The 23,868-nt window shown below is 67.8% G+C and carries 24 protein-coding genes; 8 read left to right on the top strand and 16 right to left on the bottom strand.

The annotated features are described in order from the left end of the window. Positions 1–111: 111 nt before the first annotated feature. From ACWDSI_RS18690 to pheS, 9 genes are read right to left on the bottom strand one after another with little or no spacing between them, the layout of a single operon-like run. Positions 112–633 (bottom strand): arginine repressor, encoded by a 522-nt coding sequence (locus ACWDSI_RS18690; protein ID WP_449757422.1) that lies wholly within the window; start codon positions 631–633, stop codon positions 112–114. Further along, positions 630–1,553 (bottom strand): ornithine carbamoyltransferase, encoded by a 924-nt coding sequence (gene argF, locus ACWDSI_RS18685; protein ID WP_449748856.1) that lies wholly within the window; start codon positions 1,551–1,553, stop codon positions 630–632. The genes ACWDSI_RS18690 and argF overlap by 4 nt, the downstream gene beginning before the upstream one ends. Beyond that, entirely contained in the window at positions 1,550–2,737 is a 1,188-nt protein-coding gene (locus ACWDSI_RS18680; protein WP_449757421.1) for an acetylornithine transaminase, read from the bottom strand. The genes argF and ACWDSI_RS18680 overlap by 4 nt, the downstream gene beginning before the upstream one ends. Continuing rightward, a complete protein-coding gene (argB, locus tag ACWDSI_RS18675; RefSeq protein WP_449757420.1) occupies positions 2,734–3,654 on the bottom strand; it encodes an acetylglutamate kinase in 921 nt (306 codons plus the stop codon). The genes ACWDSI_RS18680 and argB overlap by 4 nt, the downstream gene beginning before the upstream one ends. Further along, a complete protein-coding gene (gene argJ, locus ACWDSI_RS18670) occupies positions 3,651–4,853 on the bottom strand; it encodes a bifunctional glutamate N-acetyltransferase/amino-acid acetyltransferase ArgJ (RefSeq protein ID WP_449757428.1) in 1,203 nt (400 codons plus the stop codon). Before argJ ends, argB begins: the two co-directional genes overlap by 4 nt. 47 nt (positions 4,854–4,900) lie before the next feature. Beyond that, the gene (gene argC / locus ACWDSI_RS18665) at positions 4,901–5,938 is read right to left on the bottom strand and encodes an N-acetyl-gamma-glutamyl-phosphate reductase (RefSeq protein WP_449748853.1); all 1,038 of its coding nucleotides are present in this window, start codon (positions 5,936–5,938) and stop codon (positions 4,901–4,903) included. Between the two features lie 31 nt (positions 5,939–5,969). Further along, the gene (locus ACWDSI_RS18660; protein WP_449757419.1) at positions 5,970–6,704 is read right to left on the bottom strand and encodes a hypothetical protein; all 735 of its coding nucleotides are present in this window, start codon (positions 6,702–6,704) and stop codon (positions 5,970–5,972) included. A gap of 35 nt (positions 6,705–6,739) precedes the next feature. Further along, on the bottom strand, positions 6,740–9,217 hold the full coding sequence (pheT, locus tag ACWDSI_RS18655) for a phenylalanine--tRNA ligase subunit beta (protein ID WP_449757418.1): 2,478 nt from the start codon (positions 9,215–9,217) through the stop codon (positions 6,740–6,742). A gap of 53 nt (positions 9,218–9,270) precedes the next feature. Beyond that, the gene (pheS, locus tag ACWDSI_RS18650; RefSeq protein ID WP_449748851.1) at positions 9,271–10,332 is read right to left on the bottom strand and encodes a phenylalanine--tRNA ligase subunit alpha; all 1,062 of its coding nucleotides are present in this window, start codon (positions 10,330–10,332) and stop codon (positions 9,271–9,273) included. Positions 10,333–10,492: 160 nt separating this feature from the next. Between pheS and ACWDSI_RS18645 the strand changes: the two genes are divergently transcribed. Beyond that, positions 10,493–10,951, top strand: coding sequence for an SRPBCC family protein (locus tag ACWDSI_RS18645; RefSeq protein ID WP_449748850.1), 459 nt, complete (start codon positions 10,493–10,495; stop codon positions 10,949–10,951). 43 nt (positions 10,952–10,994) lie between these two features. Here ACWDSI_RS18645 and ACWDSI_RS18640 read toward each other — a convergent pair whose 3' ends face one another. The 4 genes from ACWDSI_RS18640 to infC form a co-directional block, all read right to left on the bottom strand. Continuing rightward, positions 10,995–11,795 (bottom strand): TrmH family RNA methyltransferase, encoded by an 801-nt coding sequence (locus tag ACWDSI_RS18640; protein ID WP_449748849.1) that lies wholly within the window; start codon positions 11,793–11,795, stop codon positions 10,995–10,997. A 29-nt stretch (positions 11,796–11,824) separates the two neighbouring features. Further along, the gene (rplT, locus tag ACWDSI_RS18635) at positions 11,825–12,205 is read right to left on the bottom strand and encodes a 50S ribosomal protein L20 (RefSeq protein ID WP_449748848.1); all 381 of its coding nucleotides are present in this window, start codon (positions 12,203–12,205) and stop codon (positions 11,825–11,827) included. A gap of 38 nt (positions 12,206–12,243) precedes the next feature. Beyond that, positions 12,244–12,438 carry a 50S ribosomal protein L35 gene (gene rpmI / locus ACWDSI_RS18630; RefSeq protein ID WP_449748847.1) on the bottom strand — a complete coding sequence of 65 codons (195 nt, stop codon included), beginning with the start codon at positions 12,436–12,438 and terminating at the stop codon, positions 12,244–12,246. Positions 12,439–12,546: 108 nt separating this feature from the next. Further along, positions 12,547–13,158, bottom strand: coding sequence for a translation initiation factor IF-3 (gene infC / locus ACWDSI_RS18625; RefSeq protein WP_449757427.1), 612 nt, complete (start codon positions 13,156–13,158; stop codon positions 12,547–12,549). 280 nt (positions 13,159–13,438) lie between these two features. On the opposite strand from infC, the gene ACWDSI_RS18620 reads away from it, so the two are divergent. Then, a complete protein-coding gene (locus tag ACWDSI_RS18620; RefSeq protein WP_449757417.1) occupies positions 13,439–13,888 on the top strand; it encodes a DUF1844 domain-containing protein in 450 nt (149 codons plus the stop codon). A 42-nt stretch (positions 13,889–13,930) separates the two neighbouring features. Then, a complete protein-coding gene (locus tag ACWDSI_RS18615; RefSeq protein WP_449748845.1) occupies positions 13,931–14,257 on the top strand; it encodes a PspA domain-containing protein in 327 nt (108 codons plus the stop codon). 39 nt (positions 14,258–14,296) lie between these two features. On the opposite strand, the gene ACWDSI_RS18610 is transcribed toward ACWDSI_RS18615, so the two are convergent. Next, positions 14,297–14,755, bottom strand: a complete 459-nt coding sequence (locus ACWDSI_RS18610; protein WP_449748844.1) for an Lrp/AsnC family transcriptional regulator — start codon at positions 14,753–14,755, stop codon at positions 14,297–14,299. A 68-nt stretch (positions 14,756–14,823) separates the two neighbouring features. Between ACWDSI_RS18610 and ACWDSI_RS18605 the strand changes: the two genes are divergently transcribed. Then, positions 14,824–15,438 carry a LysE family transporter gene (locus tag ACWDSI_RS18605; RefSeq protein WP_449757416.1) on the top strand — a complete coding sequence of 205 codons (615 nt, stop codon included), beginning with the start codon at positions 14,824–14,826 and terminating at the stop codon, positions 15,436–15,438. Positions 15,439–15,446: 8 nt separating this feature from the next. Here the strand turns inward: ACWDSI_RS18605 and uvrA are convergent, their stop codons facing one another. Continuing rightward, the gene (gene uvrA, locus ACWDSI_RS18600) at positions 15,447–18,329 is read right to left on the bottom strand and encodes an excinuclease ABC subunit UvrA (protein WP_449757415.1); all 2,883 of its coding nucleotides are present in this window, start codon (positions 18,327–18,329) and stop codon (positions 15,447–15,449) included. 257 nt (positions 18,330–18,586) lie between these two features. Here uvrA and ACWDSI_RS18595 point away from each other — a divergent pair, with 257 nt between their 5' ends. The 4 genes from ACWDSI_RS18595 (at position 18,587) to ACWDSI_RS18580 (ending at position 23,339) form a co-directional block, all read left to right on the top strand. Further along, positions 18,587–19,273 (top strand): MBL fold metallo-hydrolase, encoded by a 687-nt coding sequence (locus ACWDSI_RS18595; protein WP_449757414.1) that lies wholly within the window; start codon positions 18,587–18,589, stop codon positions 19,271–19,273. Between the two features lie 135 nt (positions 19,274–19,408). Then, entirely contained in the window at positions 19,409–20,329 is a 921-nt protein-coding gene (locus ACWDSI_RS18590; protein WP_449748840.1) for a DoxX family membrane protein, read from the top strand. A 35-nt stretch (positions 20,330–20,364) separates the two neighbouring features. Continuing rightward, positions 20,365–21,051 (top strand): hypothetical protein, encoded by a 687-nt coding sequence (locus ACWDSI_RS18585; protein ID WP_449757413.1) that lies wholly within the window; start codon positions 20,365–20,367, stop codon positions 21,049–21,051. Continuing rightward, on the top strand, positions 21,048–23,339 hold the full coding sequence (locus ACWDSI_RS18580) for a HelD family protein (RefSeq protein ID WP_449757412.1): 2,292 nt from the start codon (positions 21,048–21,050) through the stop codon (positions 23,337–23,339). The genes ACWDSI_RS18585 and ACWDSI_RS18580 overlap by 4 nt, the downstream gene beginning before the upstream one ends. A 10-nt stretch (positions 23,340–23,349) precedes the next feature. Here the strand turns inward: ACWDSI_RS18580 and ACWDSI_RS18575 are convergent, their stop codons facing one another. Continuing rightward, complete coding sequence (locus ACWDSI_RS18575; protein WP_449748837.1) at positions 23,350–23,793, bottom strand: universal stress protein; 444 nt, start codon at positions 23,791–23,793, stop codon at positions 23,350–23,352. Positions 23,794–23,868: the final 75 nt, after the last annotated feature.

Here is a 23,868-nt window from a genome sequence, read left to right as displayed (position 1 = left end):
GCCCGGTTGCGCCGGGCGGCATGTATGGGGGGTGCGGTCGCAGGCGACCGCGCTGGGGTGGGGCCTCGGGTCGGCCGGTGGGCCGGGACTGCGGCGTGACCGCAGGTCGGGCTACACGAGGCCCTCGATTCGTCGGGCGAGTTCGGTCCCGTCGACCGGTTCCCGGGCGCACACGAAGATGGTGTCGTCGCCGGCGATGGTGCCGACCACGTCCGGCAGCGACGCACGGTCGATGGCGCTGGCCAAGTAGTGCGCGGCGCCGGGCGGAGTGCGCAGCACCGCCAGGTTGCCGCTGGCGTCGGTGGACACCAGCAGTTCGGTGAGCAGCCGCGACAGGCGGTGGGTGCCGCCGAACACGCCGCGAACCGGGGACCCGTCCTCGGGAACCACGTACACACCCATCCCGCCGTCGGCGGCACGGAGTTTGACCGCGCCGAGCTCCTCCAGGTCGCGCGACAACGTGGCCTGGGTGGCGTCGACGCCGTGCTCGGCGAGCAGGTGCTGCAGTTCGGTCTGGCTGTGCACCTGGTGGTTCGCCAGGGTGTCGACGATGAGGGCGTGACGTCCGGCCCGCGTGGTGGCCAGGCGGCCCTCACCGTTTTCGGTGGACGGATGGTGGTTGGATTCGGTCATTGTTGCTCCAGCAGCCAGATGAGCAACGCCTTCTGGGCGTGCAGTCGGTTTTCGGCCTCGTCGAACACCGCGCTCGCGGGGCCGTCGATCACCTCGTCGGTGATCTCGTCGCCGCGGTGGGCGGGTAGGCAGTGCAGCACGATGGCCTCGGTGTCGGCATGGGCCAGCAGATCGGCATTGATCTGATACGGCCGGAACGGGGCCTTGCGATCGCGGCCGTCGGACTCCTGCCCCATCGACACCCAGGTGTCGGTGACCAGCACGTCGGCGCCGGCCGAGGCGGCGACCGGGTCGGCGATCAGCCGTACCGATCCCCCGGTGAGTGTGGCGCGTTTCTCCGCGGCGACGATGACGTCGGGGTGCGGTTCGAACCCGGGCGGCGCGCTGATCACCACGTGCATACCGGCGGTGGTGCCGCCGAGTGCGAGTGAGTGCGCCATGTTGTTCGCGCCGTCGCCCAGATAGGTCATCGTCAGGCCCGCGGCGCGGCCCTTGCGCTCGATGATCGTCTGCAGGTCGGCGAGCACCTGGCACGGGTGGAACAGATCGGAGAGCGCGTTGACGATGGGGATGGTCGCGGTGGCCGCCATCGCATCGAGGCGTTCCTGACCGAAGGTGCGCCACACCACCGCCTCGACGAACCGCGAGAGCACCCGCCCGGTGTCCTCGAGCGACTCGTCGCGGCCGAGTTGGGTGCTCCGGCCGTCGACCACGACGGCGTGACCACCCATCTGGGCGACCCCCATCTCGAAGGAGAACCGGGTGCGGGTGGAGTTCTTGTCGAAGATCACTCCCACCCCGCGCGGGCCCTCCAACGGGCGGTGCGCGAACGGGTTCCGCTTGACCTCGGCGGCCAGGGCGAGTACCTCGGCCTGCTCCTGTGGGGTCAGGTCGTCGTCGCGCAGAAAATGTCGCGTCATGAGTTCGACCCCGATGCGCTCGCCGTGTCGAGGAAACCCGGGAGCGCGGCGACGAAATCTCGTCCCTGCTCCTCGGTGAGGATGAGCGGCGGGGCCAGACGCAACACGTCCGGGGCCGGCGCGTTGATCAGGAAGCCGCCGGCCCGGGCAGCGGCCTCCACCGCCGGTGCGATCGGCGAGGTGAGCACCACCCCGAGGAGAAGTCCGGAACCGCGCACGTGCGAAACGGCGGGATGATCGAGGTTCTCGATACCGGCCGCGATGGATTTGCCGACGGCCGCGACGTGGGATACGAGGTCACGGGAATCGATCTCGGTGAGCACCGCCAGAGCGGCCGCGGCGCTGACCGGATTGCCACCGAAGGTGGTGCCGTGCTGGCCGGGGGTGAACAGGTCGGCGGCGGGTCCGGTGGCGATGCACGCGCCGATCGGCAAACCGCCACCGAGACCCTTCGCCAGGGTCATCACATCCGGTACCACCCCGGCCTGGTGATGTGCGAAAAAGGTTCCGGTGCGCGCGATCCCGGTCTGCACCTCGTCGAGGATCAGCAACGCGCCGTGTGCGGCGGTGATACGACGCGCGTGAGCGAGATAGTCCGCCGGCGGCACCACCACCCCGGCCTCACCGAGGATGGGTTCCAGGATCACCGCGGCCGTGTCGCCGGACACGGCCGCCTCCAGCGCCGCCACGTCGCCGTAGGGCACGAAGTCGACACCGGGCGGCATGGGTTCGAAGGGTTCACGTTTGGCGGGCTGTCCCGTCATCGCCAGCGCACCCATGGTGCGACCGTGGAATGCCTTCTCCGCCGCGATGATCTGGCGGCGTCCGGTGCGCCGGGCCAGTTTGAACGCCGCCTCGTTCGCCTCGGTGCCGGAATTGCAGAAGAACACCCGGCCCGGCCGGCCGAACTTGTCCAGTAGTCGCTCGGCGAGTTCCACCACCGGGGGACTGATGTAGAGGTTCGACACGTGTCCGAGGGTCTGCAATTGGGTGGATACGGCGTCGACGATCGCCGGGTGGGCGTGACCGAGCGCGTTGACCGCGATTCCGCCGAGAAGGTCGAGGTAGCGGTTTCCGTCGGCGTCCCAGACGTAGGCGCCTTCTCCGGCGGTGAGCGCCAAGGCCGGTGTGCCGTAGTTGTTCATCAGCGCCGACGACCACCGCTGCTGCCAGGGTGTGGTCATGATGGGGGTACTCCGTCGTGTGAGAGGGTGTTTCGGCCTGCGGAGGCGACGACGGTGGTGCCTGCGCCCTCGCCGGTGAGTAGTTCGGCCAGTACCGCATGTGGAACCCGGCCGTCGATCACGTGGGCGCGCTCCACACCGCCGCTCACCGCGCGCAGGCACGCTTCCATCTTCGGGATCATGCCGGAGTCGAGTGCGGGGAGCAGCGCGGCGAGGTCGTCGGTGGAGATCTCGGAGACCAGCGACGACCGGTCGGGCCAATCGGTATAGAGGCCTTCGACGTCGGTGAGCATCACCAGCCGGGTGGCACCGAGCGCCTCGGCGAGTGCGCCTGCAGCGGTGTCGGCGTTGATGTTGTGCACCACGCCGTCACGGTCGGGTGCGATGGTCGAGATGACCGGGATGCGTCCGGCCGCAACGAGATCGAGTACGGCAGACGTGTTCACCGCGGTGATGTCGCCGACCAGTCCGATGTCGGTGGTGACGCCGTCGACCATCACGGTGCGACGTGTGGCGGTCAGCAGTTGCGCGTCCTCGCCGGTGAGCCCTACCGCGTACGGTCCGTGACCGTTGATGAGTCCCACCAGTTCGCGACCCACCTGCCCGAAGAGCACCATCCGCGCCACGTCCATCACCTCGGGCGTGGTGACGCGGAAACCACCGCGGAATTCACCGGTGAGTCCCAGACGGGTGAGCATCGACGAGATCTGTGGTCCGCCGCCGTGCACCACCACCGGATGCATCCCACACGCACGCAGGAACACCACATCACTGGCGAAGGCTCGTTTGAGTTCGTCGTCGACCATCGCGTTGCCGCCGTACTTCACCACCACGGTGGCTCCGTGCAGACCCTGTAACGCGGGCAGGGTTTCCGCCAGCACCGCGGCCCTGGAGTTTCCCCCGGTTGTCGAGATCATGACGAGTATGCCGAGTTCTCTTCGACGTAGGCGTGGGAGAGGTCGGTGGTCCGGATGGATCCTTCGGCCTCCCCCAGTCCCAGGTCGATGCGGACCGCGATGCTGTCTCCCGACAGGTCGATGTCGCGCGCCCCGGCCACGCCGGTGCCGTTGTGGCACACGGTGTTTCCGTTGAACGAGACCGCGATGCGGTCGGGGTCGATGGTCACCGGCGCGATTCCCACGGCAGCCAGTACCCGGCCCCAGTTGGGGTCGGAACCGAACAGCGCTGTCTTCACCAGTGAGTCACGCGCCACGGTGCGCGCCACCGCGATCGCGTCGGCCTCGGTGGGTGCACCGCCGACGGTGACGACGATCCGCTTGGTCACCCCCTCCGCGTCGGCCATCAGTTGTGCGGCGAGGTCGTCGCACACCGCGAGCACCGCCGCGTCGAGGTCGGCCTGCTCGACCGGGATCTGGCTGGCGCCCGACGCGAGGAGCAGGACCGTGTCGTTGGTCGAGGTCGATCCGTCGATGTCGAGGCGGTCGAAAGTCCGTTCCGTCGCTCTGCGCAGGGCGGTGTCGAGTTGGTCGGCGGTGGCTCGCGCGTCGGTGGTCAACACACACAGCATGGTGGCCAGCGACGGCGCCATCATCCCGGCGCCCTTGGCCATTCCGCCGACGTTCCAGCCTTCCGGATGGTGCAGGGCAGCCTGTTTGGGAACCGTGTCCGTCGTCATGATGGCGTATGCGGCGTCGGTGCCGCCCGACAGACCTCCGCCCATCTCGTGCACGATCTCGGTGACGCCGGCGAGCACCTTGTCCATCGGCAGTCGGTCACCGATCAATCCCGTGGAACACACCGCCACTTCGACGGGTCCGGTTTCGGTACCCCAGTTGCTCAGCGCAGCAGCAACCGCTTCGGCAGTGGCATGGGTGTCCTGGAATCCGCCCGGGCCGGTGCAGGCGTTGGCGCCGCCGGAGTTGAGAATCACCGCACGCAGACGGCCGGTGGTGAGCACCTGCTTGCTCCACAGGACGGGCGCGGCCTTCACCTGGTTGCGGGTGAACACGCCGGCCGCCGCGTAGTCGGGTCCCTCGTTGAACACCAGCGCGAGGTCGGCGGCCCCGGACTTCTTGATCCCTGCGGCGATTCCGGCGGCGCGGAATCCGAGGGGTGCGGTGACGCCCTGTTCGCGGACGAGTCGCGGACCCTCCATCGGCGCCCCACCGGTGATCCGGTCGTCCGTCCGATCATCCGGTGCGGTCACGGTGCCACCCCCACGGTGCTCAATCCCTCGGCCTCGTCCCATCCGAGGGCCAGGTTCATCGATTGCACGGCGCCGCCGCCGGTCCCCTTGGTCAGGTTGTCCATCGCGCCGACGGCGACGAGGGTGCCGGCACGGTCGTCGACGGTCGGCGCGATCTGCACCGCGTTCGACCCGATGACCGATCCGGTCTGCGGCAGCGATCCGGGCGCCAGGACATGCACGAACGTCTCGTCCCGGTAGGCCTTCTCGTAGATCGCGCGGATGTCGTCGCTGCTCGCGCTGGTCCGGGCGGTGCACGTGGCGAGGATGCCTCGCGACATCGGGGCGAGCACGGGGGTGAACGACACCGTCACCGGCTGCTCTGCCGCGGCCGACAGCGCCTGCGAGATCTCCGGGGTGTGCCGGTGCGAGCCTCCCACCCCGTAGGCGCGTGCCGAGCCGATGACCTCCGAGGCGAGGAGGTCGACACGGGGTGACCGTCCGGCACCGGAGGTGCCACTCACCGCGACGACGGTCACGTGCGGTTCCACCACTCCGGCTGCGAGTGCGGGCAGCAACGACAGGATCGAGACGGTCGGGTAACAGCCCGGCACGGCGATGCGGCTCGCGTCGCGCAGCACGTCGCGGTTTCCGGGGATCTCCGGTAGACCGTAGGGCCATGAGCCCGCATGGTCACCGCCGTAGTACGCGGCCCAGTCGGCGGGGTCACGGAGCCGGAAATCGGCGCCGCAGTCGATGATGAGCGTGGTGGGCGGCAGCGCGTCGGCGATCTGGGCCGACGTGCCGTGCGGCAAACCCAGGAACACCACGTCGTGGCCGGCGAGCACGTCGGGAGTGGTTTCGGCGAGCACACGATCGGCCAGCGGCAGCAGGTGCGGATGCTGCGTTCCCAGGAGGCTGCCGGCGTTGCCGCCGGCGGTCAGCGCGCCGATCTCGAGTTCGCCCGAACGCAGACGCGGATGCCCGCACAACAGGCGCAGGATCTCTCCGCCCGCGTAGCCACTTGCACCCGCGACCGCCACCGTGATCGTCATACGATCATTATGCACGATGTCGCAAATAGATTCAGACAGGGTCCCGTCGCGGGCGAGTGGGCACCCTGGCAAGCCAGTCATCACCCAACACCGTTGGAGGAAGATGCCGCACACGACCAGTGCCATCGCCGTCGAGCGCACGGTCGAGTTGTTCACGCACCAGGGTGGTTGTGAAGAGCTCGCCGAGGTCGACTCGGTAGACGATCTCATTTCCAACGATCTCAACAACGCCGGGATCGTCGGCGAGTGCGCCCACGATCTCGATGTCATCGTCGAATCGCTCTCCGCCAGCGCGCGTCAGAGTGACACCGTCCGCCCAACCATTTTCCGATTCGGCCTCCGAACGGCGCGTCCGCCGAAGAAGTTTCACATCCACGCGGCGATCGCCCACCTCGACATCGACCCCTCGTTTGGTGCTTCCGTACACATACGCGTCATGGTTGTCCGCGGCACGCAGTGCGAAGACGATCTCCGCGATACCCGACAACAAGCGGCGCAGCGCACCTTCCGAGATCCACACGGCAGGCGCTGGCATCGACAACGTCACCGAGTCAGAGTCGTACCTTGCGACCCCACATGCCGCCTTGGACGCCTGCGTGACCCGGCGCCGAGTCGTTGAATCCGTCACCCCCATTTCGAGACTCAAGTCAGCCAGTCGAAGCGTCACGGCTCCCGAACTCTGGCCGGAGAGTTTTCGCGCAGCCTCAATCAGCGTCTGTACCGGCCGCGGGGGTGCGGCGGCCAGAAGTTTGATCTCATGCGTCATGCCACCATCGGATCACAGACGACTGACAACGACTGTCAGCGCAGCCGGGCGCCGATTTTGTCCGCCGCGTGCGCCACCGCAGCCAGTTTGGCCGTGTTCGCCTCGTCCTCGGTCAGTGTCCGGTCGGCGGCGCGGAACCGCAACGCGAAGGTCAGCGACTTGTTGCCGGCACCCACCTGGTCGCCGGTGAACACGTCGAACAGATCGATCGACTCGAGCAGTTCCCCGGCGCCGTCGGCGAGAAGGCCACGAACGTCTGCTGCGGGCACGTCGGCGGACACCACCACCGCCACGTCCTGCAGCACCGCCGGGAACACCGACACCCGCGGCGCGGGCAGCACCTGGGTGAACGGCACCGCGTCGAGGTCGATCTCGACGGCGCACAGCCGGGCCGGGAGTGCGGCGCGTTCGAGGACCGCGGGGTTCAGCTCGCCGGCGTGACCGACGACGTCACCGTCGATGATGACCGCGGCGCATCGGCCGGGATGCCAGGGCGCGTGGTCGGCGGACTGCAATGCCACCTCGACTCCGGCGGCCCGACCGATCTCACGGGCGGCCTCGAAGGCGTCGAGGTAGTCGGCGGGCCTGCCCGGCCCCCACGGTCCGGCGGGGTCCCGCAGTCCGGTCAGCGCCACCGCGACATGCTGAGGTTGCGCGGGCAGTGAGGCGTCGAGTTCGGCGATCTGCTCGTCGGTGGGCCGCTTCGTCACGTCGAGGGGGGCCACCGATCGCACGGTGTCTCCTCCGAGCACCACCTGACCGATCGCGAACAAGGCCAGATCCCGCTGGCCGCGGGCGATGTTGCGCGACACCATCTCCAGCAGCCCGGGCAGCAGTGTGGTGTTCAGTTCGGGCCGATCCGCCTCGAGGGGGTTGAGAACCGTGACCACGCGGCGTCGTTCGTCGTCGGCGGGCAATCCCCAGGTATCGAGGATGCCGGCGGGCATGAACGGGTACGGCAGCACCTCGACGTAGCCGTCGAGGGCGAGCGTGCGACCGACGCTACGTCGCCGCCGCTGCTGCGGGGTGAGTCCCCGTCCGCCGGGGGCGCTCGGCACGACCGCGGGGATGTCCTCGAGGCCTTCGAGGCGCAGCACTTCTTCGACGAGGTCGGCGCGCTGGGACAGATCGGGACGCCACGACGGTGGCAGCACCGCGACCGGATCGGTGCCGGTGACGGTGCAGCCGATCTCGGTGAGCCGGGCCGACGTGGTGCCCGTGGGGTAGGCGATGCCTGCGACGCGGTCGGGTTCGTCGGCGGGCATGGAGATGGGGCCGACCGGTGTCACGTCGACCCGCACATCCGACAGCGGCGACGCCACCACACCGCCGGTGATGTCGACGATCAGCGCGGCGGCGCGATCCGAGGCAACCGACGTGATCTCGGGGTCGACGACACGCTCGAAGCGTTTGCTGGCCTCCGACGTCAGCTTGTGCCGTTTGGCGGTCCGGAACACGCGGACCGGATCGAAGGTGGCCGATTCCAGGAGCACCCGCGAGGTCTCGGGACCGACCTCCGTGGCCTCACCTCCCATCACGCCGGCGAGCGCGATGGGACCCGACTCGTCGGCGATGACGACGTCTTCGATGTCGAGTTCGCGGATCACACCGTCGAGCGTGGTGAGCTTCTCCCCCGCCCGCGCACCGCGCACCGTCACCGCCCCCGACACCTTGTCGGCGTCGAACGCATGCAGCGGCTGTCCGAGTTCGAGCATCACGTAGTTGGTGATGTCGACGATGGCCGAGATCGGGCGCACTCCGGCGACCATGAGACGTTTCTGCATCCACCAGGGGGAGACCGCGGCCGGATCGACACCCTCGAGGACGCGCGCGGTGTAGCGCGTGGCCGCCGAATCGAGGTCGATCGACACGGGCCACACGCCACCGGCGCTGTCGACGGGCAACGGGTCGGCGGGCAGGCCCGGGTCCACGAACGGGACACCGAAGCTGCCGGCGAGTTCACGGCCGAGACCGCGGATGGAGAAGGCGTACCCGCGGTCGGGGGTGACGTTCACGTCTATCGCGGTGTCGGCGAGTCCGAGGACGGCGTGGGCGTTGGCGCCGGGTTCGGCGGTGCCCGGCGCGAGCACGAGGATGCCGTTGTGCTCGGTCCCGATTCCGAGTTCGGAGACCGAGCAGATCATCCCGTCGGACACATGGCCGTAGGTCTTGCGCGCGGTGATCTCGAAGGGTCCGGGCAGCACGGTGCCGGGTAGCGCCGCGACGATGAGGTCACCTTCGGCGAAGTTGCGGGCACCGCAGATGATGCCGCGGGGTTGCGTCTCACCGACGTCGACCTGGCAGAACCGGATGGGCTTCTTGAACTCGGTCAGTTCCTCGATGGCCTCGACGCGACCGATCACCAGCGGCCCGGTGATCTCCGGAAACGGCTCGATGTCCTCGATCTCGAAGCCGACGCGGACGAATCCGGCGTCGATCTCGTCGGTGGTCGCCGACCACTCCGGATCAGCGGCGCGGAGTACCTCGGTGTACCAGGACTGTGGTGCACGCATGGCTCAATCAGCTACTTTCGTCGATTCGTGGGGGGTGCGGGGGCGCACCACGATCAGGCGGCGGGCCCGAAGGGCAACGTGAAGCGGATGTCGCCCTCGACCATGTCGCGCATGTCGTTGATGTCGTTGCGGAACTGCAGGGTGCGTTCGAGGCCCATGCCGAACGCGAATCCGGAGTACACGTCGGGGTCGATGCCGCTGGCGCGCAACACGTTCGGGTTCACCATGCCGCAGCCACCCCATTCCACCCAGCCGGGCCCGCCCTTCTTGGCGGGGAACCACACGTCGACCTCCGCGGACGGCTCGGTGAAGGGGAAGTAATTGGCGCGCATGCGGGTGGTGGTGTCGGGACCGAACAGTGCCCGTGCGAACACCTCGAGGGTGCCGCGCAGATTGGCCATCGTCAGCCCCTTGTCGATGGCGAGGCCCTCGATCTGGTGGAAGACCGGAGTGTGGGTGGCGTCGAGTTCGTCGGTGCGGAAGGTGCGTCCCGGGCATGCCACGTAGATGGGCAGATCGCGGCTCAGCATCGACCGCACCTGCACGGGCGAGGTGTGCGTGCGCAGCACCTGGCGCGATCCCTCCGGTGACACGTAGAAGGTGTCCTGCATGGAGCGCGCCGGGTGGTCGGGCAGAAAGTTCAGGGCGTCGAAGTTGTGGTGTTCGGTCTCGACCTCAGGCCCCTCGGCGATCTCCCAGCCCATGCCGACGAATACGTCGGCCACCTGCTCGGAGATCACTGTGATGGGATGTCGGGCACCCAACGGTCGACGACGGCTGGGCAGCGTCACATCGACGGCTTCGGACACCAGAACGGCGGCGTCACGCGCGGCCTGCAGTGCCGCGGTGCGCTCGTCGAGTGCCCTGCTGACCGTGCCGCGCACCTGGTTGACCAGCTTGCCGCCCTCCGAACGCTGGTCCTTGGGCAGGCTGCCGAGCGCGCGACGCGCGAGCGCGATCGGTGAACGGTCACCGAGGTGGGCGGTCTTCGCGGCCGTGAGGCTCTCCAGATCGTCCGCCGCGGCAAACGCGGCGACCGCGGCGTCGGCCGCGGCCGCGAGTTCCTGCGGTTGCGGGAACGTGGGTTGCGCTTGGTCGTCGGCAGAGCTGGCCACGGTCGGCGTTCTCCTCGGTTGGGTGTCGGGCGGATGCGACCACCACACGCCGACCGGCAACGCCGCCGGTCAGCGGGCGTGATGACTCCCATCGAGGGTAGTCGACGCCGCGACGACAACCACTGCCCGGGCGGCCGATGGCTGTCTACACTGGTGCACCATGCGCTACACCGTGGAGGACAGTGTCGTCATCGCGCGCCCCGCCCGAGATGTCTACGGGATCGTCAGTGACATCACCCGCACCGGCGAGTGGAGCGAGCAGTGCCACACCTGCACGTGGGACGGCGTGCAACGGGGTGTCGGGGCCACCTTCACCGGACACAACCGCACCGCGGTGCGGGAATGGTCCACCACGTCGACGGTGACCGTCGACGATCCTGCGCGACAGTTCGAGTGGGCGGTGTCCAACAGCGAAACGCGGTGGGGATTCCGCATCGACGCGCTCGACGAGGACACCGCACGGTTGGTCGAGTACACAGACTTCGGCGACACCGGCGAGGCGTTCTTCCGCACCCGTTACGGCGACGACGCCGCGGAACAGATGGTCATTCGGGTCACCGCGGCAATGACCGGCATTCCGGCCACACTCGCCCGCATCAAGGCGATCGCGGAGTCCTAGTACCGCGGCGTACGCCGCAGTGTCGGAGTGTGCTGGGGTGTTCTCAGTGCGAGGTGGTCTGCGCCCGCGCGCTCTCGTAGAGGCAGATGGCCGCCGCGGCCGCCAGATTGAGGCTTTCGGCCCTGCCGCGCAACGGGATCGAGACACGGTGGTCGGCCGAGTCGGACAGTTCGACGGGCAGACCGTGCGCCTCGTTGCCGAAGAGCCACGCGGTGGGCCGGGTCAGCACGTCGGCGGCGTCGTCGAGACTCATCTCCCCCGACGCGGCCGTTGCCAGCAACCCGATGCCCGCCGAACGCACGGCTCCGAGGGCTGTTGGAAGATCGCGCTCACGCACGATCGGGATGTGGAAGACGCTGCCCGCACTGGCCCGTACGCACTTGCCGTTGTGCGGGTCGACGGCGTCGCCGAGCAGCACTACCGCGTCGGCGCCCATCGCGTCGGCGGTTCGGATCAATGTGCCCGCGTTGCCGGGCTCGCGCGGTTCGACAGCGACGGCAAGGAGTCGGGGCGCAGCGGCCAGTACCTCGCCGAGGGACGCGTCGAGCAGGTCGCACACCGCGAAGATGCCGGGCGGCGTGGTGGTCTCGGAGAGTTTGCGCGCACCCCGATCGGTCACGAGGGCGACCGGCACGCCTGCCGCGGCAGCCGCGGCGACAACCTCTGCGAAGCGCTCCGCCTCGTCCTCACGCACGAAGACCTCGACGGCGCGCCCGGTGTCGAGCGCCGCGCCGACGGAGTTGGGACCCTCGACGAGAAAGCGGCCCTGACTACGACGATCGGCGGCCCGATGCAGTTTGGCATACGAGACGACCCGCGACGAGCGTTCGGTGAGAACGTCCATCGCGGGTCGTATCGGATCGTTGCGCAACGTCAGGCTGCGGGCGCATTCACGTCGGCGGGCAGCGCCTTGCGGGCCACCTCGACCAGGCCGGCGAAGGCCTCGGGGTCGGTGACGGCGATGTCGGCGAGCACCTTGCGGTCCACCTCGACACCGGCGGCCTTGAGCCCCTGGATGAAGCGGTTGTAGGTGATGTCGTTGGCGCGCGACGCGGCGTTGATGCGCGCGATCCACAGCTTGCGGAACTCACCCTTGCGGGCGCGACGGTCCCGGTAGGCGTAGGTCATCGAGTGGAGCTGCTGCTCCTTGGCCTTGCGGTACAGGCGCGACCGCTGACCGCGGTAGCCCTTGGACGCCTCCAGCGTGGTCCGGCGCTTCTTCTGGGCGTTGACCGCCCTTTTCACACGTGCCATGTCAAATCCTCTTGTTCGTCAGTCAGTGGTCTCGGGTGTCAGCGGTTGAGCAGTCGCTTGATCCGCGGTGCGTCGGCCTCGCTCACGACGGCGACACCGTCGAGACGGCGGGTACGGCGAGAGGGCTTGTGCTCCAGCAGGTGGCGGCGGTTGGCCTTCTGGCGGAGGATCTTTCCGCTGCCGGTCACCTTGAAACGCTTGGCGGTGCCCTTGTGGGTCTTGCTCTTCGGCATTCTTTCTTCCTTCGTTGCGGCGAACTTCAACCACACCCGCGGACGTCGGATGCGGTGCGCTCGCAGTGGTCGGCCGGCAGGCTCGTTCATCGGGCCCGACCGGGTCGGCTAGCTCGCGGCGTCGTCCTTCGGGCCCTGGGCCCGAGGCGCGCGATCGCGGGATTGCTGTTGCGCTTTCACGCGGGTCTTCGCACCCTTGTGCGGCGCGAGGACCATGGTCATGTTGCGACCGTCCTGCTTGGCTGCGGTCTCGACGAAGCCATGATCGGCGACGTCGTTGCCCAGACGCTGCAGCAGGCGGTAACCGAGTTCGGGACGCGACTGCTCGCGGCCACGGAACATGATGGTCACCTTCACCTTGGAGCCCGCCTCGAGGAACCGGATGACGTGACCCTTCTTGGTCTCGTAATCGTGGTCGTCGATCTTGGGGCGGAGCTTCTGCTCCTTGATGACGGTCATCTGCTGGTTGCGACGCGATTCGCGCTGCTTCTGGGCGGCTTCGTACTTGAACTTGCCGTAGTCCATGATCTTGCACACCGGCGGTCGGGCGTCGGGTGCGACCTCGACCAGGTCCAGGTCGGCCTCGTAGGCCAGGCGAAGCGCATCTTCAACACGCACGATGCCCACCTGCTCCGAATTGGGTCCGACGAGTCGGACCTCGGGGACGCGGATGCGCTCGTTGATGCGGGTCTCAGTGCTGATGGGGCCTCCTTGATAAATCCTGACAGGGTGGCCGTCACGGTCGGCGGAGGTCGCGCGTGGGAGAAGCACTCCTCAGCAGAAGAGCCCCGGGACGGTGTACGTCCGCAGGGCTCCGATACCGACCGGCCCCAAGGCGCTGTTCAGCGCACCGCAGTTCGGGCGCGAAGCCGAACCTCGATGGGACCGGACCGTACAACTGCGCAATCTCGAGGATCGACGCGTCGTAGCGGTGGGAGCGGAACTCCACTTGCGACCCCGGCGCATACCGGGGCGGTCGTGCTATGGAAGTCTATCAGCCATGACCGAAAACACCTATTCGCGCTCCGGCGACGGTGCAGGTGAGGACCTTCCCGGCGCCGTCCCGACGGATTTCGGGGCCTCCGGTCCGGTCGATTTCGACGATCCCACAGACGGTGGCGACAACGTCAGGGATCTCGGCGATATTCCGGCCATCGAGGTGACCACGCGGGCCATCGTGATGCTGATGAGTGCATCGGCGGAAAAGCTCGGACTCGGGGTGGGCGCCACCGATGACGACATCGATCTGGACGAGGCCCGCCGGCTCATCACGGCGCTGGCGGGCCTGGTCGACGCCGCAAAACCCGACCTCGGCGTGCACGCGGCACCGATCCGCGACGGGCTCAAGCAGCTTCAGCTCGCGTTCCGCGATGCCAGCGCATACCCCGACGAGCCCGGTGAGGGTCCCGGGGAGAAGTACACCGGCCCGGTGCGTGATCGCCGCCGCTGAATCGTGGAGCGCCGCGCACACCCACCGGCCTACGCTGGATTCATGACCGCCTCAGACGACGCGCACCGCTCCCCCGGCGACGAGCAACCGATCGGCGAGATCGTCGACGCTGAGGTTGTGGGCGCCGTATCGCCCGGCTCCACGCAACCGGCGCCGACCGTTCTGCCCGACCCCGACTACAACGATGCGGGCGTGCCCAGCTTCGACTTCGTGCGGGACAAGATCGAGAAGCGGATCGGCATTGCCGTTGGCTCACAGGAACTCGCCGAGGACACCCCGGAAGGCCGTGAGGTCGACGAAATGGTGGCCAAACGCAACGAGGCCGCGAAGAAGCGTCTCGACGAGATCAGAAAGTCGATGGGGTCCTAGGCGATCTGTTGTTGCGGGACAACCTGTGTCAGGCCTGGGTCATGGGGTTGGGCCTGGGTCATGGGGCGCGGCCGGCCGCAGCGCGATGCGGGTCTGTGTCTGCGCGGCACCGCCGGACGATTTGATGCGGCGTAGGAACCGATCCAGGTCGGCGGTTCCCGCCGCGCGGATGCGAAGTAGGTAGTCGTAGGGGCCGGTGACGTGTACCGCGTCGATCACTGCCGGGTCTGCGGTGGCCCAGCGCAGGAACTGTTCGGAATCGGTCGATTCGCGAAGCCGGGTGTCGATGAAGGCCTCGATACTGCCCGCTGCGACGCTCGGCCTCGCTTCGGCGCCCAGCACCGCGCGGTAACCCAGGATGGTCCCCCGGTCCTCGAGCCGGCGGACACGGGCCGCTGCGGCATTGGTACTCAAGCCCACCTCGCGACCGATCCGACTGAACGATGCGCGGCCGTCGGCGACGAGAATGTCCACGATCGCCCTGTCAGTGGCATCCATACGTCGAATCTAGCGGCCGAACAGAGATTCTCGCAGATCGTCCGGTGCCGGCATTCGACGCTGTATGCATGGGAGTGGAATCCGTCGCGGGAGCACTGGTCCTGGGCATGCTGGCCGGACTCGGACTGGCCGTCCCGGTCGGCGCAGTCGGCGCTTTACTCATCCGCGAGGCGATGACGCACGGGTGGCCGGCCACGATGCCGGGTGCGGCCGCGGTGGCGGGTGTCGACACGATCTACACCGCGGCGGTGGCGGCGGGCGGTACCGCCCTGACCCCGGCGATCGCCCGTTTCGGAGTGGTCCCGCAGGTCATCGCCGGCGTAGTGTTGATCGTCGTCGCGGTGATGGCGCTGCGCTCCCCGGCAGCCGACGCCGTCACCACACCGCGCGGACACCGGGGACGTTTCCTCGCATTCGCCGGGCTGACGGCGATCAACCCGGCCACCCTCGTCTATATCGCGGCGATCGTGATGCCACGCGCACCGGCGCTCGGCGTTCCCGAACGAATCGCATTCACCGCAGGGGTCGGCGTCGCCTCACTGGGGTGGCACACCACGCTGGTGACCGCCGCAGCTCTCCTGCGGACCGGGCTGTCGACGAAGGCGCGCCGCCGCACCGTGGCGGTCGGGAATCTGATCGTCGCGGCCCTCGGCGTCGGGATGATCGTGCGCGCCCTGATGTGACGTCGACGTCAGCCTGCGGTCGCCACGCGTTCCTGGGTCTGGAGAATCTCGGCGAGGAACTTGCCGGTGTGGCTTTCGGGAACCTCGGCGATGTCCTCGGGGGTGCCCTCCGCGATCACCGTTCCGCCGCCGCTGCCGCCCTCGGGCCCCATGTCGATGACCCAGTCGGCAGTCTTGATGACGTCGAGGTTGTGTTCGATGACGATCACGGTGTTCCCCTTGTCGACGAGACCGTTGATCACCTTGAGCAGTTTCTTGATGTCCTCGAAGTGCAGCCCGGTGGTGGGTTCGTCGAGGATGTAGACCGTGCGTCCCGACGACCGTTTCTGCAGTTCAGCGGCGAGTTTGACGCGCTGGGCCTCACCGCCGGACAACGTAGGTGCCGGCTGCCCGAGGCGGACGTAACCGAGTCCGACGTCGACGAGCGTCTTGAGGTACCGGTGGATCGACGTGACCGGCTCGAAGAACTCGGCGGCCTCCTCGATCGGCATGTCGAGCACCTCGGAGATCGTCTTGCCCTTGTAGTGCACTTCGAGGGTCTCGCGGTTGTAGCGGGCGCCGTGGCACACCTCGCAAGGCACGTAGACATCGGGCAGAAAGTTCATCTCGATCTTGATGGTGCCCTCACCCGTGCATGCCTCGCAGCGACCGCCCTTGACGTTGAACGAGAACCGGCCCGGCTGGTATCCGCGCACCTTGGCTTCGGTGGTCGCGGCGAACAGGGTGCGGATCTTGTCGAAGACGCCGGTGTAGGTAGCCGGATTCGATCGCGGGGTGCGGCCGATCGGCGACTGATCTACTTGGACGAGCTTGTCGAGGTTCCCCAGGCCGTTGACCCGGGTGTGACGTCCGGGCACCTGCCGCGCGCCGTTGAGTTTGTTGGCGAGCACGGTGGCCAGGATGTCGTTGACCAGCGTCGACTTGCCCGACCCGGACACACCGGTCACGGCGGTGAGCACCCCCAGCGGGAACGAGACGTCGATGCCTCGCAGGTTGTGTTCGCGGGCGCCGACCACGGTGAGCTGACGGCCCTTCGAGATGGGCCGCCGGATCGCCGGGATGGGCAGCGTGTCGCGTCCCGACAAGTAGGCACCGGTGAGCGACTTACGGTTGCGCAGCAGGTCCTTGTAGCTGCCGCTGTGCACCACCTCGCCACCGTGCTCACCGGCACGCGGGCCGATGTCCACGATCCAGTCGGCGGCACGAATGGTGTCCTCGTCGTGCTCCACCACGATCAACGTGTTGCCCAGGTCGCGCAGCCGCGTCAGCGTGTCGATGAGCCTGCGGTTGTCGCGTTGATGCAGTCCGATCGACGGTTCGTCGAGCACGTACAGCACGCCGGCGAGTCCCGAACCGATCTGGGTGGCCAGCCGGATGCGCTGGGCTTCACCACCGGACAGTGAACCGGCCGCCCGTGCCAACGACAGGTACTCGAGGCCGACGTCGAGCAGGAAACGGATACGGGCCTGCACCTCCTTGAGGACCCGCCCGGCGATCGCCTTCTGACGCGAGTCGAGTTCGAGCCCGCCGAGGTAATCGGCACACTCGGCCACCGACAGTGCGCACACCTCGGCAATCGACTTGGGTCCGTAGATGGGGTGATCGAGCGTCACTGCGAGGATCTCCGGGCGCAGCCGCGCACCCTGGCAGACCGGGCACGGCACATCGCGCATGTACCCCTCGTAGCGCTCCTTCATCTGCTCGGACTCGGTCTGGTCCATACGTCGACTGAGGAACGACATGACGCCCTCGAACTCGGTGTAGTACGAGCGGGTACGTCCGTAGCGGTTGCGGAACTTGACGTGTACCTGATGATCACTGCCGTTGAGCAACGCATTGCGCGCCTTGGCGGGCAGCTTCTTCCAGGGTGTCTCGACGTCGAAGCCCATCTGATCGGCCAGACCCGTCATCAGCCGCAGGAAGTAGTCGGCGTTGTGTCCGGTCGACCACGGTGCGATGGCGCCCTCGGCCAGGGACAGATCGGGGTCGGGTACGACGAGTTCCTCGTCGACCTCCTTGCGCACGCCGAGACCATCACACTCTGGACATGCTCCGTACGGGGAGTTGAACGAGAACGAGCGGGGTTCGAGATCGTCGATGGCGATGGGATGGCCATTGGGGCAGGCCATGCGTTCGGAGAAGCGTCGCTCCCGCTTCGGGTCGGACTCGTCGAGGTCGACGAAGTCGAGCACGACGATGCCGTCGGCGAGCCGCAGCGCCGTTTCGACCGAGTCGGTGAGGCGCTGCTTGGAGCTGGGTTTGACGACGAGCCGGTCCACCACGACGTCGATGTCGTGCTTTTCCTGCTTCTTGAGCTTGGGCGGATCGGTGAGCTGGTAAACGGTGCCGTCGACGCGGGCACGAGAGAAGCCCTGCGTCTGGAGTTCGCCGAAGAGGTCGACAAACTCGCCCTTGCGGGTGCGGACCACCGGCGCGAGCACCTGGAAGCGCGTGCCCTCGTCCATCGCGAGAACCTGGTCGACGATCTGCTGGGGCGTCTGCTTGGCGATCTCGGCACCGCAGACCGGGCAGTGGGCGACACCGGCCCGCGCGTAGAGCAGACGCAGGTAATCGTAGACCTCGGTGATCGTGCCGACGGTCGAGCGAGGATTGCGGTTGGTCGACTTCTGGTCGATTGACACCGCCGGTGAAAGGCCCTCGATGAAATCGACGTCCGGTTTGTCCATCTGACCCAGGAACTGCCGCGCATACGCCGACAGTGATTCGACGTACCGGCGCTGACCCTCGGCAAAGATCGTGTCGAACGCCAGCGACGATTTCCCCGACCCCGACAACCCGGTGAACACCACCAGGCTGTCACGCGGCAGGTCCACGTCGATTCCACGGAGATTGTGTTCGCGTGCTCCACGGACGATCAAACGATCAACCACAGTTGTCCTATCTCGACATTCGTCTTCAACACCCGATCCTCTTCAACACCCGGGATCCGGTCCGATTCACGGGCGATGGGGGCGCGGCGTGCACGTGAGCACACCCGGCTGCACCACGGTATCGCCGACCACCGACACAATCAGGGCACCCGTCCACCCCTCTTGCGGGCGCATTACACAGATGTCAACGATACTCGGCGCTCCGGGTGTTCCCGACGCCGGAGACAGCGGATACGAGTGTGACTAGATTGGCGTTCATGGCCGCCTCCGATCGCATCATCTCCGACGACTACACCGGCGATCTCTCGTCGTCGGGACCCCAACGGCGCACCCTCGGCAACGCGACGATCGTCAAGCTCTCGGTGGGCCCGATGGACAACAACGTGTACCTCGTCACCAGCACCGCCACGGGTGCACAGCTCATCATCGACGCCGCCAACGACGCCGACGCGATTCTGGCCACGGTCGACGAGATCGGTGGCACGCCTGCCCTGATCTTCACCACTCACCAGCACTACGACCATTGGCAGGCGCTCGCCGAGGTGGCGAAGGCCACCGGGGCACCGACGGCTACCGGGCGCGAGGACGCCGCGGAGCTGCCGGTCACACCCGATCTGCTGGTCGACGACGGCGACACGGTGACCGTGGGCGACCTGACGTTGGAGGCCATTCACCTCGTCGGTCACACACCCGGGTCCATTGCGCTGGCCCTCACCGACCCGGACACCGGTGTGGTTCACCTGTTCTCCGGGGACTCGCTGTTTCCGGGCGGGGTGGGCAAAACGTGGCGTCCCGAGGACTTCACGACCCTGATCGACGGAGTCAGCACCAAGATCTTCGACCGGTTCCCGGATTCGACCGTCGTCTATCCCGGACATGGCAAGGACACCACACTGGGCGCAGAACGCCCGGCGCTGCCGGAGTGGCGTGAACGTGGGTGGTGACGGCGATCCGGTCGGACGCCCCGGCGGGTAACCTCGAAAGAGCGCCGAGACCAGTGCCACCCGACACACGACGAGTCCGAACTCACCGAGCCACCCACTGCTGCACAGCCACCAACGAAGGGACCGTGTTACAAGATGATTCTCCGCCGTATCGCCCGACCGATGCTCGCCACCGTCTTCGTCTATTCCGGCGTCGACGCGCTGCGCCACCCGCAGCCACGTGCCGAAATGGCGCAGGGACTGGTGGACACGACCGTCGCGGTGTTGCCCGACGAGGTCACCTCCAGCGTTCCGACTGATCCGGTCACCCTGGTCCGCATCAACGGGGCGGTGCAGGTGGGTGGAGGCATCTTGCTGGCCACCGGCAAATTCCCCCGGGTGGCCTCGGCGGTGCTTGCCGGGTCGCTGATTCCGACGACGGTTGCCGGTCACGCGTTCTGGGCAGAGACCGACCCCGCCACGAAGAAGTTGCAGCGCACCCAGTTCATGAAGAACGTCAGCCTGCTCGGCGGACTGCTCATCGCCGCCGCCGACACCGAGGGCAAGCCGTCGCTGGCGTGGCGGGGTCGGAAGAAGGCCGACGCACTCGTGGCGGCGCTCCCGATCGGCGCGAAGGCCGGTGCCACGGCATGGGACACGTTCCGTGAGCACGCCCAGGAGTCGGCGTCCGCGCTCGGCGAGAAGTCCGGCGAGGCGGCACACGTCGTCGGAGAGTTCTCCACCGAGACCGCCGACAAGATCCGCGATCGCGCCCCTGAGCTCGCCGAGGCCGCACGGGAACGCTCCGCGGAGGTCGCCGAACGCGTCCGCGATCGCGCCCCCGAGCTGGCCGAAGCCGCTCGCGAGCGGTCCACCGAATTCGCCGAACTGATCGGTGAGCGGTCCACCGAACTGGCCGAACTCGCCCGCCAGCGCTCCGCCGAGCTCGCCGAGCTCGTCAGTGAGCGCGCACCCGAACTCGCCGAATCCGCACGCGAGTTCGCGGCCACCGCGACAGACAAGGCCGAAGCGGTGGCCGACGACGGCCGCCGTCGCTGGCGCAAGGCGCGGTCCTGACCTCGGGGATGTCTTCGCGGACCGAATTTGTTGGGGTGCAACCGGCGGGGTCCGCGGATTTCCCGGCGCACCACTACCCGTGGACCGTCGACCACGACGAGTGGTCGACGGGACCGTCGGCGACCACCGGCATGACCCTGATGGTGACCGTCGGTTCCAATGCATCACCGAACGTGTTGCGCACCAAGCTTGCTCACGTCTCGTCCGGTTCGCCACACCTCCAGCGGGTCACCGTCGGCCACCTGGGGATCGGCCACTCGGCCCACGTTTCCCGCCGCGGGTATCTGCCTGCCGCACCCTTCTTCGAAGCGGGTGCCGTCACCTCGGCGACCGCGATCTGGGTCGACGACGAGCAACTCGCCGCGCTCGACTCGACCGAACCGAACTATCAACGAATACCGCTGAGAACCACCGAGCATCCCCTGAACTCCGATCTCGACGGGGCCCTACCCGATCACTTCGACGTCTACGTCTCCCGCCACGGCGTGCTCGGCGGACCACGCCCGGTGCCGCTGGGTTCGCAGGCCGAGATGCTCGCGTGGCTCGGTGACCGGCTCGCCGATCGGGCACTGCACGAACCGGTCGAGCGGGTCTGTGCCCGCCTGGCAGAACCGCGTTGCGCGAGAGAGCTGACCGAGCGCCTGCGCACGGCCGGTCTCGTCGTCGACGACGGTCTCAGCGAGTCGCCGCGCAGCGGCCGGGTGGAGGTGCGCACGTCGTGAGTTCGCCCTCGGCCCGTCCGGAAACCCGCACGGACGACGAACAGGACCACCTCGACCGCGTGTACGCCCGCCTCGACCGGATGCGCGCGAACACCCGGCGCCGCCTCTCCGACACGCTCCGCGAATCCGACGGCACCCCGCAAGCGCTCTCCGAACGCGAGTCGTACGAACGCATGTACGTCGACGACCTCGCCAAGTTCGATGCCGCCGAACACAATCTGTACTTCGGGCGGCTCGATCTCGACGATGGCGAGGTCCGGCGGATCGGCCGCATCGGCATTCTCGACGACGACCGCGATGACACCACGCTGCTGCTGGACTGGCGCGCACCCCTTTCGCGTGCGTTCTACCTGGCGACGCCCGCGAGCCCCGAGCACGTGGTCCGCCGGCGACACATTCGTACCCGCAACCGCCGGGTACGTGCGGTCAACGACGAATTCCTCACCGCCGGTGAGGGTTCCGTGGACGACTTCGGCCATGGGGATGTGGTCAACGAGTCCGCCCTGGTCGCCGCGCTCGATGCCGCCCGCACCGGTGAGATGACCGACATCGTGGAGACGATTCAACGCGAGCAGGACCTGATCATCAGATCGCCCCATCGCGGGGTCACCGTGATCCAGGGCGGTCCCGGCACCGGCAAGACCGCGGTGGCACTGCATCGTGCCGCCTACCTGCTCTACACGCACCGCGACATCCTCTCGCGCAGCGGAGTTCTCATCATCGGACCCAACAACGACTTCCTCGACTACATCGGGCAGGTGCTTCCCTCGCTCGGCGAATCCGACGTGTTGCTCGCAACGATCGGCGAACTGTATCCCGGGGTGCGCGCCGGGGCGGACGAATCTCGCCGTACCCGCGAGATCAAGGGCAACCTGCGGATGCTCGACGTGCTCAAACGTGCGGTACGCGGATACGAGTCGCTGCCGTCGGCCGCGGTTCCGATCGACTTCGACGGCTACCGGGTCGAGATCGACAGTGCGCTGGTCAAGTCGGCGCGATCAGCGGCACGCGGATCACGACGCGCGCACAATCAGGCGCAGCCGGTGTTCCTGCGCGCCGCACTCGATGCTCTTGCCGTGCGTCACGCCAAAACGATCGGCTCGAGTCTCCTCGATGGTTCGCAGCTGCTCAGCTCCACCGATATCGCCGACATTCGCGACGACATGGCGCGCGACCCCGACATCCGTGAGCAGGTCCTCCGCTTCTGGCCCACCCTGATGCCGCAGGATGTGCTGCGCAGCCTGTACGCCGACGCGTCGGCCCTGCGCAAGGCCACTCCCGGATGGTCGGACGCCGACCGGGCAGAACTCCACCGCCAGGCTCGGCCCGCACCCGCCGACGCCGATCTGACACCCGCTGACATCCCGCTGCTCGACGAACTCGCCGAACTGATCGGATACGGCACCGACGAGGCCGAGCGTGCCGAACGGGAGCGCTGGCGACGTCAGCTCGCCGAGGCGCAGGATGCCCTCGACATCCTGACCGGTTCGGCTCCACAGGATCTCGAGGACGAGCTCGATCCCGAGATCCTCATGGCCTACGACCTGATCGATGCCGAACAGCTGGCGGCCCGGCAGAGCGAGGTGCGGCGCAGTACGACCGCCGAACGCGCCTTCAGTGACCGCAGCTGGACATTCGGCCACGTGATCGTCGACGAGGCCCAGGAGCTGTCGGCGATGGCGTGGCGAATGGTGATGCGGCGCATACCGAATCGCTGGATGACGATCATCGGCGACACCGCCCAGACGGGCGACCTGGCAGGCACCACGTCGTGGGGCGAGGTCCTCGAGCCGTACGTGGCCAACCGGTGGCATCTGCGCGAGCTCACCGTCAACTACCGCACCCCCGGCGAGATCATGGCGTACGCGGCGCGGGTGCTGCGACAGGTCGGGCCCACACTGACCGCACCGACATCATTGCGCGACAACGGAATGGAACCGGTCTCCGTGCGCTCGGACCGTCCGTCCCTGGTGTCGACGGCGCTCGCGGCGGCTACCGATCCCGGTCTCACGGGCCTGACCGGCATCGTGGTCCCCGACGAACTGTTCACCGAAACACAGCGCGCCGTCGACGAACTCGATGGCGACTCGCGGCCCCGCCTGCACACGGTGACCACCTGCAAAGGCCTTGAGTTCGATACCACGGTCGTCGTCGAACCCGCGGCCATCATCGAACAGTCACCCAGGGGTTACAGCGACCTCTATGTGGCCCTGACACGGAGCACCCAACGCCTGATCGTGGTGCACGCCAAGCAGCTTCCGGCCGAACTGGCCGATCTGGAGGCTTAGCCGGCGACGGCTACGTGGTGTGAACGATCAGGACATCGCACGCAGACTTGCGGGCGACGTCGGCGGGCACCGACCCGAGTAGACGTCCGGCGATCGAGTTGAGTCCGCGATTGCCGACGACGAGGAGATCGGCCTGCACGTCGACGACCAGTTGCAGCAAGGCATCCACCGGCGCCCCTTTGACCGCACGCGGCACGATGTTGGCGGCACCGGCACGCTTGGCCCGCTCCCTGGCGGAGCGGAGGATCTCGTCGGTCGGCGATGTACCCGTCACCTGGTAGGCCTCGTCCTTGAGGATGTCGGCGGCACCACCGGAACTCCGGTCGTTGGGAAAGTACGCGCAGGCGATCACGAGTTTCGCCGACTCCCCTGCGATCGCGCCGGCACGTTCCACCGCCTTCAACGACGACTCCGAGCCGTCGGTGCCCACCACGACCGTCTGGTATGCGCTCATCCCTACCCTCCGCTAGTTGGCCGGTTCACGCCCCTTGCGCAACCGTCATCCCCCCACAATCCAGGGATCCCTGCC

The organism is Gordonia sp. NPDC003429, from assembly GCF_053588575.1.
The sequence above is the reverse complement of the archived record's forward strand: the minus strand, read 5'-3'. Positions and strand labels throughout refer to the sequence as shown.

What these genes read in the sequence shown, in the direction of transcription:
- ACWDSI_RS18645 (WP_449748850.1), top strand. Translation starts at nt 10,493, where the DNA reads ATGCGCTACACCGTGGAGGACAGTGTCGTCATCGCGCGCCCCGCCCGA.
- rplT (WP_449748848.1), bottom strand. Translation starts at nt 12,205, where the DNA reads ATGGCACGTGTGAAAAGGGCGGTCAACGCCCAGAAGAAGCGCCGGACC.
- ACWDSI_RS18605 (WP_449757416.1), top strand. Translation starts at nt 14,824, where the DNA reads ATGGGAGTGGAATCCGTCGCGGGAGCACTGGTCCTGGGCATGCTGGCC.
- ACWDSI_RS18620 (WP_449757417.1), top strand. Translation starts at nt 13,439, where the DNA reads ATGACCGAAAACACCTATTCGCGCTCCGGCGACGGTGCAGGTGAGGAC.
- ACWDSI_RS18575 (WP_449748837.1), bottom strand. Translation starts at nt 23,793, where the DNA reads ATGAGCGCATACCAGACGGTCGTGGTGGGCACCGACGGCTCGGAGTCG.
- ACWDSI_RS18595 (WP_449757414.1), top strand. Translation starts at nt 18,587, where the DNA reads ATGGCCGCCTCCGATCGCATCATCTCCGACGACTACACCGGCGATCTC.
- argJ (WP_449757428.1), bottom strand. Translation starts at nt 4,853, where the DNA reads ATGGAGGGTCCGCGACTCGTCCGCGAACAGGGCGTCACCGCACCCCTC.
- pheT (WP_449757418.1), bottom strand. Translation starts at nt 9,217, where the DNA reads ATGCGTGCACCACAGTCCTGGTACACCGAGGTACTCCGCGCCGCTGAT.
- argC (WP_449748853.1), bottom strand. Translation starts at nt 5,938, where the DNA reads ATGACGATCACGGTGGCGGTCGCGGGTGCAAGTGGCTACGCGGGCGGA.
- ACWDSI_RS18640 (WP_449748849.1), bottom strand. Translation starts at nt 11,795, where the DNA reads ATGGACGTTCTCACCGAACGCTCGTCGCGGGTCGTCTCGTATGCCAAA.
- ACWDSI_RS18690 (WP_449757422.1), bottom strand. Translation starts at nt 633, where the DNA reads ATGACCGAATCCAACCACCATCCGTCCACCGAAAACGGTGAGGGCCGC.
- argB (WP_449757420.1), bottom strand. Translation starts at nt 3,654, where the DNA reads ATGATCTCGACAACCGGGGGAAACTCCAGGGCCGCGGTGCTGGCGGAA.
- ACWDSI_RS18590 (WP_449748840.1), top strand. Translation starts at nt 19,409, where the DNA reads ATGATTCTCCGCCGTATCGCCCGACCGATGCTCGCCACCGTCTTCGTC.
- ACWDSI_RS18660 (WP_449757419.1), bottom strand. Translation starts at nt 6,704, where the DNA reads ATGACGCATGAGATCAAACTTCTGGCCGCCGCACCCCCGCGGCCGGTA.
- ACWDSI_RS18610 (WP_449748844.1), bottom strand. Translation starts at nt 14,755, where the DNA reads ATGGATGCCACTGACAGGGCGATCGTGGACATTCTCGTCGCCGACGGC.
- argF (WP_449748856.1), bottom strand. Translation starts at nt 1,553, where the DNA reads ATGACGCGACATTTTCTGCGCGACGACGACCTGACCCCACAGGAGCAG.
- ACWDSI_RS18680 (WP_449757421.1), bottom strand. Translation starts at nt 2,737, where the DNA reads ATGACCACACCCTGGCAGCAGCGGTGGTCGTCGGCGCTGATGAACAAC.
- ACWDSI_RS18615 (WP_449748845.1), top strand. Translation starts at nt 13,931, where the DNA reads ATGACCGCCTCAGACGACGCGCACCGCTCCCCCGGCGACGAGCAACCG.
- rpmI (WP_449748847.1), bottom strand. Translation starts at nt 12,438, where the DNA reads ATGCCGAAGAGCAAGACCCACAAGGGCACCGCCAAGCGTTTCAAGGTG.